This is a genomic window from Mucilaginibacter sp. P4_D1 (assembly GCF_056401935.1).
In genome coordinates, this window is the sequence record NZ_JBFUIJ010000010.1 from 96,362 (window position 1) to 110,450 (window position 14,089).

Here is a 14,089-nt window from a genome sequence, read left to right on the forward strand (position 1 = left end):
ATTTACAATACATCTTACATACACCTGCCATTTACCGAACTTCGAAGACACATGAAATTAAAAAACGTCCTACTATCTGCCACCCTGTTCTTATCGTCTATTATACTATTATCGGGCTGTTCGCAAAACGACAAAACCGGAAAAACAGATAGTAAGAAAACCGCCGCTAAAACCGATTCGGCCAAAGGCGAAGCCGCTGACACCCTGAGTGTAAAAAAATCAGAATACCCGCCAATAGATCATAAGCTGTACGATTCGCTGATGAAGTTTAATGCTCATGGCGATACCACAGGCAGGTGGCCGGTTAAAAATACCCCATATCCTGTAGGTGGGGCCATTTTGCCATTTAAACGTGTAGTAGCTTTTTACGGTAACCTATACAGCAAAAAGATGGGTATTTTGGGCGAATTACCTCCAAAGGAAATGCTTGCCAAATTAAAAGGCGAAGTAAAAAATTGGGAAAAGGCCGATCCCAAAACACCGGTGCAACCTGCGTTACACTATATTGCAGTAGTAGCACAAGGCGATGGCGGTAAAGATGGCAAATTCCGCTACCGGATGCCGTTTAAACAAATTGACAGTGTGTTGGTATTGGCAAAAAAAGCGCATGCCATTGTGTTTTTGGATGTGCAAGTTGCTTTGAGCAATATACAGGCCGAGTTGCCTTTATTAGATAAATATCTGGCGATGCCACAGGTACACTTTGGTATGGACCCTGAGTTTTCGATGAAAGATGGCAGCAAGCCTGGTCGTAAAATCGGGACTTATGATGCGGCGGATATCAACTTCGTATCAGATCACCTGGCAAAAATTGTGAAAAAGAACGGCCTGCCGGCTAAAATTTTAATAGTTCACCGCTTTACCAAAAAAATGGTAACCAATTACAAAAACATCAAGTTACACCCAGAAGTACAGCTGGTAATGGATATGGACGGCTGGGGCGAACCTGATTTGAAAACGGGTACATACCGCTATTTTATTAACCAGGAGCCGGTACAGTTTACAGGCTTTAAATTGTTTTACAAAAACGACATCAAAAAAGCTCCTCACCACATGCTAACTCCAGAGGAGGTTTTATCAAGATATAAACCGTATCCTATTTATATTCAGTATCAGTAGTGAAGGGTGAATAGTTCTAAGTCTTAAGTCAGAAGTCTTGAGTTTTAAGCCGAACTGAAAAGTCTCAGGTAAGAAATATTTATATTTTTAACCTGGGATTTTTTCTTTTGAATACTTTTGGTGTTGGACCAATTACTAACTTAGGACTTAGACCTCGGGACTTAAGACTTAAAAAAGATGATCAAATTCGGAATTATTGGCTGCGGGCGGATAGCCCAAAGGTTTATGCAGGGCTTTGCGGCGGTTGATGGTATAGCGTTGGTGGCATCTTACTCAAGGCGTGCCGTTACGGTTGATGATTTTGTAAGTAAGTACGGGGGGATGGCCTGCTATAGCCTTGACGATTTACTGGCAAGTGATATTGATGCCGTTTATATTGCAACCCTGCCGGATAGCCATGCAGCATACAGCATTGCTGCCCTTAAGGTCGGGAAGCATGTGCTTTGCGAGAAACCAGCCACCGTAAACTTAGCCGAACTTGATGGGGTTTTGGAAGTGGTTAAGGCAACAGGCTTATTATTTATGGAGGGAATGAAACCGCCCTTTTACCCTTTATATACCAAATTAAAAGAATACCTGGCAACAGATCCCATTGGGCCGGCCGGTTATGTACGTGCCGGGTCGGCTGTTGCTGATTGCCCGCCCGATCATCCAAATTATAACCTTGAACTTGTTGGCGGCAGCTTAATGGGTATAGGTATTTACGAAGCCTTTTTGGCTATAGACTGGCTTGGCGATTTGCAGGATGTACAAACCATGGGGCGATTTGGGCAAACAGGGATAGATATGTTTGCTATATTCCAGACGATGCACAAAGGCGGGTATTCACAGTTGTATGCGGGTTTTGATTTGCATGGTAAAGGTGATGCGCTGATAGCTGGTCCGCTTGGGCACGTTACCATTCACAAAAACTGGTGGAACCCGGCAATCGCTACCATTGATTATTTGGATGGCCGTTCGGTTGAAATCAATGAGCCATATACGGCCGGAGGTTTAAACTACGAACTGGAACATTTTTGTAACCTGATAAGATGCGGCGCAACGGAAAGTCCCATAATTCCGCACCAGATGTCGCGCCAGATGATAGATATGATAGATAGGGCACGGGCACAGGTGGGGTTGAAATACCCTGGGGAATAGAGTCAAGAGTTAAGGCTTTTGCTACTGCCAACTGTCGCGGGGTTTTAACCCGTGACCAACATGGTTTCAGCTTTCAGCTGAACTGCGAAGCCACAGGCTTCGGCCAGGTTTACCCACGAGTTGCGCTACGCTAACCTCGCGGGAGATAAGGCATCTAATTGGGTTAACATAACTTAACACATTTCAAATATATTTTTTATAAATATTTGATAATCAATGTTTTGTATTTTATCATGGTTAACACTAAACTGAGCGCAATTTAGGCGCACCCCAATATTTGTACCTGTTGTTGGCCCATCCAGGTCCCTTTGGTACCTGGATCATTTAATATCAGCAACAAAAACAAGGTATCGGTTGAGGCTTATATCTTCCCGACGCGATAAGCTTATTCCGTTAGCGCTAACTGTTGTGGGGTTTTAACCCGTGACCATGATGGTTTCAGCTTTCAGCTGAACTGCGAAGCCATTGGCTTTGGCCAGGTTTGCCCACGAGTTACGCTGCCCTAACCTCGCGGAAGATTAAAACTTATTTGAATTCAGCATAGGGTTTTGGCTGGCATTTACCTGGTAGGTATAAATAGCGTTTTGCTCATGTATCTCCACTATCCGGTATCCCTTGTAGTCGGTACCCCAGTTGCCGCCAATATGGGAGTCAAAAAAATGCGGGAACTTGTTGCCCGTATAACGCACGCCGTCCAACAGGTGATCGTGCCCATGAAATGCGGCTTTTACGTTGGGATATTGATGAAGTAGCTCAATAGTTTCGGGGCAATCCACAAATACATCGTTTTTATTCCAGTTTATCGGCGGGATGTGCAGCACAACTAATACAATTTTTTTATCGGTAAACTTATCAAGAGCAGCTTTTATAAATACATTGTCGGGGCAAATGTAGGTTCCTTTGGTATCGGCGGTGTTGGCCAGTACAAAACCGATATCGCCAAACTCAACGGTGTACTTATCCTCGTAACCAAAGCTGCTTTTCCAAATCGAGGCATCGGCAAAGTCATGATTGCCCGGTATGGTATGATAGGGCATACTCAGTTTATCAAAATATCTAGATTTAATTTCGGGCAGCAGGTCGGGGCGGTTATGTACCAGGTCGCCGTTTATAATAACCATATCCAGGTGATTTTTATCGTGGTCCTGGTTAAGCCACTTAACCATATTGCCCGTGTTGGCGGCAAAATCGGTTCCTGGCTGACCGTAGTGAATGTCGGAGACGAGGGCAAAGCGTAGTTTAAGTTTGTTTTTAGGCCCGCGCAGATAGCTGTTGTCTGTATTGGCGAATGAGTTAACAGCCGGTAATAAAGTTAAAGCCGCCATGCCGGTAAGGCTTGTGCCTATGAAGTTTCTGCGTGTGCTCATTTAAGGGGGGGTGAAGTTTAAATTTTTAGATAATAGCGTTCCTATCTTTATGGTCTATTTAACAACCACCCAACGATTCACCGTATTCAGTTCGCCTTCAATAACGACCTTGTAGAAGTTAGATGGCATGTTTTTTACATCGATTAAAGCATGTTCGGTAGTAACCGGTACTTCGGCCAATAATTTATATTCATCGGCTTTGCCTTCTTTATAATTATTGGCAGCGGCTACCCATATCTTTACCTTGCCTTTGCCATCCATGGCTTTCCAGCTTACATCAAGTGAACCCTGAGTTAAATTGGCTTCGGGCTGGGCCACAGACACCGAGCCGATGAGCGAAATTCCATCTACCTCGCGCAATTGTGCTTCAGGTACTTTTACATTTAAAAAGCTATTGATGGATGGGGTAATATCCACAATGCCTGGGGTATAATACTTAGCGTAATTATTTAAAGGCGTGTAGCTGGTTACCATCCAGGTGCTGCGTTGGCGTGTGGTTTGGCCGCCATGGCCTTTACCGGTTTGCTCATCACGTCCATGGTCTGTAGTTACAAATATCACCCAATCCTCTTTAAAGTTTTTTTGGCGATATTGAATAGCTTGCCAGATGCGGCCAACCTGGGCATCCATTTTTTCGATAGCATCATAATATTGGGGGCTATCGCCGTAACGGTGCCCCATATCGTCTGTATATTCCAGGTACACCCATGATAAATCTGGCGCTTTATCTTTAATGCAGGTGGCTGCCGAAGATGCCACTTGCTCATCTATCAGGTGCATATAATTACCGGCTTTATCGTGCGGGAATTTTACGGTATCCAATTCGTATCCATCATAAGCATAATCCGGGTGAATGTTGCCGGCTTCGGGCAGGTTATCTCCAATGAGTTTGGTGCGGTTATCGGTCCAGCTTGAAAATACGGCGGTTTTTTTATTTGGGAAAGCGTTTTTAAACATCCGGAAAATGTTCCAGTAGTTGTAGTTAGGTGCTTTAATATCGTTGCCCCAAACGTTGTGCTTATTAACCCATGTAGTTGTAAGCAAACTGTTGTAGCCGTTGGCAGATATAGTAGGTGTCTGCGAGTAGCCGCCTTTTTCGCCACCAACATGCGCCCGCAAATAAGTGCCCTGCGCTGCTATTAGTTTAAGATTGGGCGTATTTAGTTTTTCGATAACATCGGCAGGAATGCCATCGGCAATAATAAATACCGCTTTTTTAACCCGAGTTTGGGCGTTTAAAGTAATGGCTGCCAGGCAAAGCAGGCTAAAGAATAATAGTGGAGTACGCTTTTGCATTATAATGTATTAATGTGCTAAGCTAAGATGATGAAAAAACCGCTGAGTTAATAAATTGTTATGTTTTGGCTTAACATATATGTATACCAAAGCCCGATTGGCATTTTTTTTATCTTTACAACACAAATGACCCCAGATACCGCAACAACCCAAACAAAATGGATTTACCTTTTTATAGGGATGGCGGTTGTTATCAATTTCACCGGTCTGTTTACTATCATCATGGGCCCCGACCCAAGCCTTTATGCAACCATCGCCAAAAATATGGTGCTGCGTAATAATTACACCGACCTGTATGCCTGGGGTACCGACTGGCTGGATAAACCGCATTTTCCATTTTGGGTAATTGCCTTGTTTTTTAAATGTTTTGGCTTTAAAACATGGGCGTATAAACTGCCGGCTATATTGTTTATTATGATGGGTGTGGTTTATACCTACTATTTGGCAAAGGCGTTATACCATAAACAGATAGCGTTGTGGGCGGTGTTGATATTACTTACCGCCCAGCATATCATCCTATCCAATACTGATGTACGGGCCGAAGCTTATTTAACAGGGCTAATTATAGCAGCTGTGTATCATTTTTATAAGGCGCAGAACGGCAATAGTATTTGGCACCTGGTGCTGGCCTGTGTGTTTACAGCCTGCGCAGTGATGACAAAAGGGATGTTTGCCCTAATCACCATTGGTGGCGCTATTGTTGGTCACCTGCTAATTACCCGGCAATGGAAACAGCTGTTTCACTGGCGATGGTTGTTGGCTATAGTGCTGGTACTTATTTTTATATTGCCTGAAATCTGGTGCCTTTACCAACAATTTGACCTCCATCCCGAAAAGGTTGTATTTGGCCGTACCGGTGTATCGGGTGTTAAATTCTTTTTTTGGGATAGCCAGTTTGGTAGGTTTTTTAATACCGGGCCCATTAAAGGCAGCGGCGATCCGTCGTTTTTTGTTCATACAACGCTTTGGGCCTTTTTGCCCTGGTCGCTTTTGTTGTTTGTAGCTGTATTCCAGTTTATCAAAAAAGGGGCAAAAAATGTGAAAGCATGCGAGTGGTATTGCATCTGTGGAGCTTTACTTACGTTTTTATTATTTTCGGCATCTCAATTCCAGCTGCCGCATTACCTGAATATCGTATTCCCATTTTTTGCCATTATAACCGCCCAATATCTTTATGGCCTTGCATCTCCTAAAAACATTAAGGCCATACAAATCACCCAAACAGTGGTTATAACAATTATGCTGATTATTATAAGCGCATTAGGTTACTTTTTTAGGCCATCGGCCTTTAACTGGCTAACCGGGGCTATTATTTTGGTGTTTGTGCTGTTGCTGTTGTTTTTGCCCGGCCGCGTTTCCACAGGCATGCAGCAAACCATTTTTAAAACAGCGCTGGCATCATTTATTGTAAACCTGTTTTTAAACCTGTGCTTTTACCCGGCCTTGCTGCTTTACCAGGGAGGCAGCCAGGCGGCTATCTACATTAACCGGAATAACCCGGACAAACTCCCCGTATATGTAGCTGCAGGCCAGTTTCATGATGATTTTAACTTTTACCTGGAGGCTTCTTTTAAAGAAACCACCCCGGATGGCGTGGCTAACCTCCCTAATCAATTAATACTGTATGCCGATGCAGGCTTGTTGAAGGAGTATGTTAAGAAAGGGTTTAATGTAAAGCCGCTAAAAATCTTTAAAAGTTATGCAATTACCCACCTGGCCCCTGCATTTTTAAACAAGGCAACCCGCGATAAGGAATTATACGATATGGAGGTAGCCATCATTCAATCGCCAAAAAAATAAAACAGGTGTAACGTTTAGGGGGGAGTTTATCGTAATGTAGATATAAACCTATCTTTATGATCCGTAAAACACTTACCATCCTAAGCTTATCACTCGTTGTAATTAGTGCCTGTAAAAAAATTAACAGCAACCCCGACACCGGTAAAGATCTTGTATTGACCACTACAGAGCAGCAAAAAGTTGCAGCAGATAATGCATTTTCCCTTAAGCTGTTTAAAGCCACGTTGAGCGGGAATGGTAATAATAACCTTTTCCTGTCGCCACTGAGCGTGAGCATGGCTATTGGTATGATCAGTAATGGAGCTGCTGGCCAAACCCTACATGATATTCGCAATACAATGGATTTTAACAATTTTACTGAAGACCAGGTAAATAGTTATTACCACAAAATGATAACCGAGCTGCCGCAACTCGACTCAAAAACCACGTTAAAGTTCGCTAACTCCATTTGGTATGCCAATGGCTTTACACCTATGGCTGCATTTTTAAATACAAGTGAGGCCAACTATAGCGCCCGGATTGAATCGGTAGATTTTAAGAACGCGGGTACAAAAGATGTTATCAATAATTGGGTGAGCAACGCCACCGACGGTAAAATTGCTACAATCATAGATAAATCGACGGATGGTGCAATAATGTACCTTATCAACGCCATTTATTTTAAAGGTAGCTGGGCAAACAAATTTGATGCGGCTAAAACCCAAAAAAGTGTTTTTTACCTGCCTTCAGGCGGTACTGTGCAGGCCGATTTCATGAATCAAAGTTATGTGCCTTTAAATACCAACATTGTTAACGATGCCCGGGTGCTGGAATTACCTTATAACAATAAAAAATTTAGTATGGTAATAGTAACACCAACTTCTCAGTCGGTACAGGAATATGCCGCTGGCCTCGATTCTGCCAAATGGCAAAGTTTGATGACTGGTTTATCCGGCAGTTATGTTGATGTAAGCATGCCCAAATTTAAGTTTAGTTATGATAAGGAGTTAAAGGATGTTTTATCAACGCTGGGCATGGCTAATGCATTTAGTGACCTTGCCGATTTTACCCGGATCAGCACGGGCGGGCTGGTTATTAGCGAAGTAAAACATAAAGCTTTTATTGAAGTAGATGAAGAAGGAACAACAGCTGCTGCCGCAACATCGGTAACTTTTGTTGCCACCGCCGTTTTACCTTATAACTTTAAGTTAGACCATCCCTTTATTTTTGCTATCCGCGAAATGAAAACCGGATTGGTATTGTTCACGGGAGTGGTAAATGACCCTACAAAATAGTGTAGTGTTAAGTCATAAGTACCCAATCTTAAGTTCTAAGTCAAAAAGAGAAGAAAATCAACTTTTGACTCAGGACTTATTACTATTAACTTAAAAGTAGCTTTAAAACAGAGTATAACCAATTACTTTGCCTTATTAATCCCGGCAATCGCGTCATCAATTGCCTTTGCCGAGGTGCCATCGTTTAATCCGGCCCTTTGAGTTTTTAACTTGATTAATACGGCTATAATCTGCGGGCCAATGTACTTTTTAAATTCAACGCCCAGTTTTTTTATCTCGGTAATCCCTTGCAGTGCATGTTCCTGGCTTTTTATCCTGCCTATATAGGCAGCAAATTTGTCGGTAAGCTTATACCGTGATTCTTGAAACCGGCTCATGTAAAACGTGAATATGTAATCCCATTTGTCGTCCCCGGCATTTGCAGTATAAACGGTGAATAGGGCGTTGGTTAAATCTCCTTCATTATCTTTCTCGTAGCGTGGTGCCAACGTCATTGCCTCGGCGGGGTTTACTTGGTTTATCGCCCATAAAGCGGCGCCCTGTACGGCGTATGATTGGCTTTTTAAAGCTTGCTTTAATAGTTCAAGGTCGGTGTTTTTTTTATATTTCCCCAAAAGTACAATGGCCTGGGCTTGTGCTAATGGGTTATCGTCTTTTTGGGCAATGCCAACAATCAAGGGGTACGCCGCGGTGCGGATGGTATCGTTATCCATGTTTAAAGCACGCAGGGCTTTAAGGCGTAAACCAAAGTATTTGTCTTTTAAAGCACCGATTAATATCCTTTGGCCTAACGGCGTTTTTTGCGACGATGTTGCTGCTTCAATAGCCTCGTAACGATCAAGATATAAAGGAGCCTGTTCGTATTGGAATGCATACTCGTCCAGGGTTTTATGATCAGTTTTTTTGGCAAGCAACAGCTTGTCGCCATCAACGTTTACCAGGTCGGGTTTTAACGGCAGGGTGTAAGTTAAGGTATCTGCCTTACCGCGCATCCAAACCTGGTGACGTTCTTTTTTGCCAGCTACGTAAATATCTACCGCAAACGGCAGTGTGAAAACTTGCCCGCTTTGGGTTTGTTGCAGGTATATGGTTTGCTTTTTACTGCGCTCATCCCAACTATAGCTAATGTTTAGCTCCGGGTGCCCGGCGCCGTAATACCATTGGTTAAAAAACCAATTCAAATCAAGGCCACTGGCCTCCTCCATAGCCAGGCGAAGTTGTTGGGCTTCGGCATTTTTGAAGGCGTTTGTTGTCAGGTAAATATTCAGTCCTTTATAAAAAGCATCGTTCCCTAAATAATGGCGCAGCATATTCAGTATGCGGCCGCCTTTTTGGTAGGTAACGCCATCAAATACATCCTGGCTATCGTTATAATAAAAACGCACCAGGTTTTTTGTGGCATTTTGGGGGCTGCCCAGGTAACCTTGTAAGCCCTCCTGGATATGTTCATCCGCGGCATCCTGGCCGTAGCGGTGTTCGGCCCAGAGTATTTCACCCAGGTCGGCAAATGATTCATTGAGGGTAAGGTTGCTCCAGCTTTCGGTAGTTACATAATCGCCAAACCATTGGTGAAACAGTTCATGGATGCTGCCAAAATCGTTATGAATCCGGTCAACTAGTTCGCGCCTGGTGGCCTGGGCACCTTCGCCGGTCATCATAGCCGTTGTATTTTCCATAGCTCCGCTTACATAGTCACGCACGGTAATTTGCGCGTATTTATTCCACGGATAATCCACCCCGGTAATTTTTGAAAAAAAGCTCATGGCATCCGGCGTAAAACCAAATATATCTTTTGCGTAAGGCGCATACTTGGGCTCAACATAGTAGCTTACCTCTTTGCCGTGCCAACTGTCTTTGTAAATCGCGAAATCGCCCACGGCCATCATAAACAGGTAAGGCGCATTGGGCAGTTCCATTTTCCAGGTATCGGTGCGGGTATTGCCGGCATTGACTTTTTGTGATGCCAGCCTGCCATTTGATAAGGTAACATATTTGGCCGGAACCGTTATGCTGATTTCGCTGGTTGTTTTTTGATTGGGTTTATCAATGGTAGGGAACCAGGCCGATGAACTTTCCGGCTCGCCTTCTGTCCAGATCTGGATTGGCTTATTTTTTTCCGTACCATCGGGGTTAATAAAATACAGGCCTTTCCCGTGCTTGCGGGAGGTTTTTAATTCATTGGGTTTGGCTGTGTAATTGATGAATAGCGTGTAGCTTTCGTTGTTATGATAAACCCTATCTAACTTAACTGCAACGGTAAGGCTGTCGTAACTAAATTTAAGTGGATATTTTTTACCATTTTTTACAACGGAAATGTTTTTCAGGTCCATCCCCTTGGCATCCAGCCTTAAGGTATCGGTTGAGTAAAAGTGAGGTTTTAGCGTAAGCCACTCTTTACCGTATAGGTAGCGTTTTTTATAATCAAAACTTACCGCCAGTTTGGTATGCACCAGGTCATTAATCTTAGCCGGCGTTTCCTGGTATGTAGTTGCGATTGGGTTTGCAGGCTTTTCCTGGGCAAATACCTGGTTAAAAGCGCCAGGGGTAGCTAAACCGGCGCAAAACAGCGAGGTTACAAAAAGCTTTTTCATATTCATTCGATTTGGTACGAACAAATATATGATATTGTATAGTACTATTTATAACATAGTACTATTTATTTATTGATTTAGCTCATCATGTGTTGCGACAATGGAAATGGCTGGTAAATTCAATTTAAAATACTTAAATTTGTACTTAATTAAGTACTTAAGCTATGGAGGTTTTAAATTATACGGAATTTCGGAAAAACCTTGCCCGGAATTTAGATAAAGTAAATGACGATGCCGAAGTTGTTATTGTATCGCGGAGCAAAGGCAAAAATGTGGTAGTAATTGGGCTTGATGAGTATAATGCAATGACAGAGACATTACATATTGTTAAAAGCGAAGCAAACAGGAAGCGCTTGCAGGATGCGATTGACGAAATGGATAGCGGAGCCTTTTATCAGCACAAATTAATAAACGATTAAATTGGAATTGGTTTGGCAAACCCAAGGCTGGGAAGATTACTTACATTGGCAGCAAGCCGATAGAAAGGTGTTGGATAGAATTAATGCGCTAATTAAAGAATGTTTGCGCTCGCCATTTAAAGGTATTGGTAAACCCGAACCCTTAAAAGGAAATTTTGCCGGCTGCTGGAGCCGCAGGATAACCGACGAACACCGTTTGATTTATAAAGTTAAAGACGGCCGGTTGCATATTTTGCAATGCCGATACCATTATCAAATTTAAAACAAAAAGGCCTTGCAATGTTTCCAACCTGCAAGGCTTTTTTGTGTTCAGTCATTTTGAATTCTACAAATTCTGATTTTATTTAGCCGCAAACAACGTCCACGGATAGGCTTTCATATCCCGTAAATATTTGGCCTGGTAGTTATATTCGGGGTGTTGTTTCAGGAAGGGTGCTGCCAGGAAATCGTCGCCGCCTGGGTGCCCCATATGCGCCCATAGCTGTAATTTGCTAATCATATCGGCAGTAGCCACTTTGCCTTGTACGGCACCCATGGGGTAGTAGGGGCCTTCGCTCCACTCCGGGCAGCCTTTAGGGTCTTTATCAACATGGCCGTCAATAACGCAACGGTTTAGCGCGGTTTTATTGTCGAGCGCGTCAAAAGTATCGCCTTCAATAGTTTTACCGTTATCGGCATTAAGTTTGCCTTTGTAGTTAACACAAACTAGTTTTTCCATGCGCAGTTTGCGGGCATTTGGCGAACTTGTTTTGTTGTTTACATCAAATGTGGTCTCCTGTTTAATCAGGTTAGGGTCGGCCGGGAAGTTTGAGCCTATCATGGCGGTATCTTTTGATCGCCATACTTTCATGGTTTTAAGGCCCAGCTCCAGTTTGGCCACTTCGTTTGTTTTAGTATCGCCAATGAGCCAGTCGTTAGCGTAACCGCCATTATTATCGGTAGTCATTATCTTAATCACGTCATCAATGCTATTACTATACTGGGCGGCTTTGCGGGCGCGTACAAACTCGGGGGTGCGGGTGGTATCGAAGCCTTTAAAGCCGGTAATGGTAGTTTCGGTTATCACAATGCCGCTGCTGGTTTCTACAAAATCATCGCCGCTATGGATAAAGCCAGGCGCGGTATCCATCAATATATGGTTGCCCTTTTCGGGAACGATATCTGCAATTATGTTCCAGCGTTCACCTTCAATATAATCCGTCCAGTTATTATGGCCTATCACTATTTTACCATCTTTGGTATATTTTCCTGTAGCTATAAAGGCGCTGCAATTTCCCGGTGCTTTGTTATCGCCGCTGCCGGGTTTTACTTTGTTCATCAGGCCCGGCACATAATATTGGGCAAGCTCGATGTTGGCATTAAGCGCGGTGATATCCAGGGTATCATATTTCATTCCTTTGGCCTGTAGGCCTTCGGTTATACCACGAATCTCGTCCTGGTATTCTTTACCAATTTTACCCCACATAAACCGGGCCGATGCCTTGCGGTAAAAGGCCCAGTCCTTTTTGCTGGTATAGGGCAGGTAATACTGCATTACCTTTATTAAGGTATCAATTTCTTTAGATAGGAGGTAGCCGTGCTGATAACCGATATCGGCAGGCGAACCCGCCAGGTGCACGTAAATCCATCCGTTTTTGTCTTCGCGGGAGGCTTTGCCCATGCGGTCATGCGCTACGGTAGTTTTTTCTGTGGGTTTTTGCTTGCAGGCAAATAACAGGGTGGTGATAAAGATGATTGAAAGCGTTTGGGGGAAGTATTTCATCGTGTTTAACTGCTTAATTGTTAGATGGATGAATATAGGGAAAGAAAATGGCGATAGCAACAGGAGTGGCAGCTAATTCCGGCCCCACGATTTATGCCTGTGCGGTATAAGCGCACAGGATATTACCCTTCAAATATCAGTTAAGTGCTTTTACGCAATTATTTATCATTTCGGCAAATGCTTCGTAATTGTCAATGTTCATTAATATGGTGTTAGCCATTTTGCTTTTACCGTACAGCTTATCTACCTGCACCGGTTCTTTAAAAGATATAAGGAGGTTGCCACTGCTTTTTATTATTCCCCCTTTAAAGTAAATATCATCTGAATGGTAATCGTTAACAATTTTGTTTATGGAGCAGATGTTAGCGATATCAACTATAGCTCGCCAGCGTAAGCCTGTGCGTAAAAGAAGCGTGGTTTGGTTAATTTCCACTCGTCTTTTAATTACTGCAGATAGATCGGCAAGCAGGAAAATAACACCGTAAAGAGTAAGTCCCGTAACGATCATAGCCGCCAAATGGCTCCATTTTAGCAGCAGCAGGTGAAAGGCAAATGTTTCGACCATAATGGCCACGAAGAGGATGCACCAAATAGCTATGTAACCAAAATCCTTATGCGTACTAAATGAACGACTTTGGGTGAGCGTGGGTTTTTCTTTTTTCCATGATAGCAGGCCATATTTTAATACAGCCAATTCCGAAGCGATAACTTTTACGCCTAACGAGTCGCCCATGGTGCTGGCCATTGCAAGTCGTAAATTGTAGATGGGATCGGGAAGTAGCTCCTTTTGATATTTGTAGGCCAATCGTAGTTTATTGATTTTGGTAAGGGCATAAATAACAAACAGGAGTTCGGCAAGGGCCGACAGTTTACGGATTTGCAATATGTACGCTTTTTGCTGTGCAGGAAGTATCAGGTAGGCAATCACCGAGCATATACTTACAACAAACAACAGCCGTTTTGCCGAAGTTTGCGAGGGGCGAATAATTATAAAGTAGTATAAAACAGGAAAAGTAACGATAAAATCGGCCAGCAGGCCGTCTGCAACTTTGTTCCTCATGTTTAATGCCACCGCATGCAGTAATGCCCATCCGCCTAAAAATATCAAAATGGCTATTATGGTAATTAAAATAACGTTTCGGGTGAGTGAGGTTATGGGCATAATGCTGCTTTTAAAGATATGGTTTTATGTGGCACTCCTGAGCTAACGCGCGTAATTTTGACATCCGATATTTCTGCTCAGGTGCACCTTTATTAACGCCCGGCAAAATACGATAAACTACTTTACTTTTGCACCAATATAAATCAATTAGCCCCCAAC

11 protein-coding genes are annotated in these 14,089 nt (G+C 43.2%); 6 read left to right on the plus strand and 5 right to left on the minus strand.

Features of this window, described 5'->3' with window-relative positions:
- Window positions 1-51 precede the first annotated feature (51 nt).
- Together AC1DV1_RS11710 and AC1DV1_RS11715 are read left to right on the plus strand one after the other, a co-directional pair.
- On the plus strand, window positions 52-1,119 hold the full coding sequence (locus AC1DV1_RS11710) for a hypothetical protein (RefSeq protein WP_477359106.1): 1,068 nt from the start codon (window positions 52-54) through the stop codon (window positions 1,117-1,119).
- Window positions 1,120-1,296: 177 nt separating this feature from the next.
- Window positions 1,297-2,259: a Gfo/Idh/MocA family protein gene (locus AC1DV1_RS11715; protein ID WP_477359109.1), complete on the plus strand. Its 963-nt coding sequence runs from the start codon at window positions 1,297-1,299 to the stop codon at window positions 2,257-2,259.
- Between the two features lie 518 nt (window positions 2,260-2,777).
- On the opposite strand, the gene AC1DV1_RS11720 is transcribed toward AC1DV1_RS11715, so the two are convergent.
- On the minus strand, window positions 2,778-3,626 hold the full coding sequence (locus AC1DV1_RS11720) for a metallophosphoesterase family protein (RefSeq protein WP_477359112.1): 849 nt from the start codon (window positions 3,624-3,626) through the stop codon (window positions 2,778-2,780).
- Between the two features lie 54 nt (window positions 3,627-3,680).
- Window positions 3,681-4,922: an alkaline phosphatase family protein gene (locus AC1DV1_RS11725; RefSeq protein WP_477359115.1), complete on the minus strand. Its 1,242-nt coding sequence runs from the start codon at window positions 4,920-4,922 to the stop codon at window positions 3,681-3,683.
- A 126-nt stretch (window positions 4,923-5,048) separates the two neighbouring features.
- On the opposite strand from AC1DV1_RS11725, the gene AC1DV1_RS11730 reads away from it, so the two are divergent.
- Window positions 5,049-6,722: an ArnT family glycosyltransferase gene (locus AC1DV1_RS11730; protein ID WP_477359119.1), complete on the plus strand. Its 1,674-nt coding sequence runs from the start codon at window positions 5,049-5,051 to the stop codon at window positions 6,720-6,722.
- A 56-nt stretch (window positions 6,723-6,778) separates the two neighbouring features.
- Window positions 6,779-7,996, plus strand: coding sequence for a serpin family protein (locus AC1DV1_RS11735; RefSeq protein ID WP_477359122.1), 1,218 nt, complete (start codon window positions 6,779-6,781; stop codon window positions 7,994-7,996).
- A 122-nt stretch (window positions 7,997-8,118) separates the two neighbouring features.
- Here AC1DV1_RS11735 and AC1DV1_RS11740 read toward each other — a convergent pair whose 3' ends face one another.
- The gene (locus tag AC1DV1_RS11740; protein ID WP_477359125.1) at window positions 8,119-10,587 is read right to left on the minus strand and encodes a M1 family aminopeptidase; all 2,469 of its coding nucleotides are present in this window, start codon (window positions 10,585-10,587) and stop codon (window positions 8,119-8,121) included.
- Between the two features lie 164 nt (window positions 10,588-10,751).
- Between AC1DV1_RS11740 and AC1DV1_RS11745 the strand changes: the two genes are divergently transcribed.
- Window positions 10,752-11,006, plus strand: coding sequence for a type II toxin-antitoxin system Phd/YefM family antitoxin (locus AC1DV1_RS11745; protein ID WP_477359128.1), 255 nt, complete (start codon window positions 10,752-10,754; stop codon window positions 11,004-11,006).
- A gap of 67 nt (window positions 11,007-11,073) precedes the next feature.
- The gene (locus tag AC1DV1_RS11750; protein ID WP_477359342.1) at window positions 11,074-11,268 is read left to right on the plus strand and encodes a Txe/YoeB family addiction module toxin; all 195 of its coding nucleotides are present in this window, start codon (window positions 11,074-11,076) and stop codon (window positions 11,266-11,268) included.
- A gap of 78 nt (window positions 11,269-11,346) precedes the next feature.
- On the opposite strand, the gene AC1DV1_RS11755 is transcribed toward AC1DV1_RS11750, so the two are convergent.
- Both AC1DV1_RS11755 and AC1DV1_RS11760 read right to left on the minus strand, forming a co-directional pair.
- Complete coding sequence (locus AC1DV1_RS11755) at window positions 11,347-12,768, minus strand: C45 family autoproteolytic acyltransferase/hydolase (RefSeq protein WP_477359131.1); 1,422 nt, start codon at window positions 12,766-12,768, stop codon at window positions 11,347-11,349.
- A gap of 136 nt (window positions 12,769-12,904) precedes the next feature.
- The gene (locus tag AC1DV1_RS11760; RefSeq protein WP_477359134.1) at window positions 12,905-13,930 is read right to left on the minus strand and encodes a hypothetical protein; all 1,026 of its coding nucleotides are present in this window, start codon (window positions 13,928-13,930) and stop codon (window positions 12,905-12,907) included.
- Window positions 13,931-14,089 lie beyond the last annotated feature (159 nt).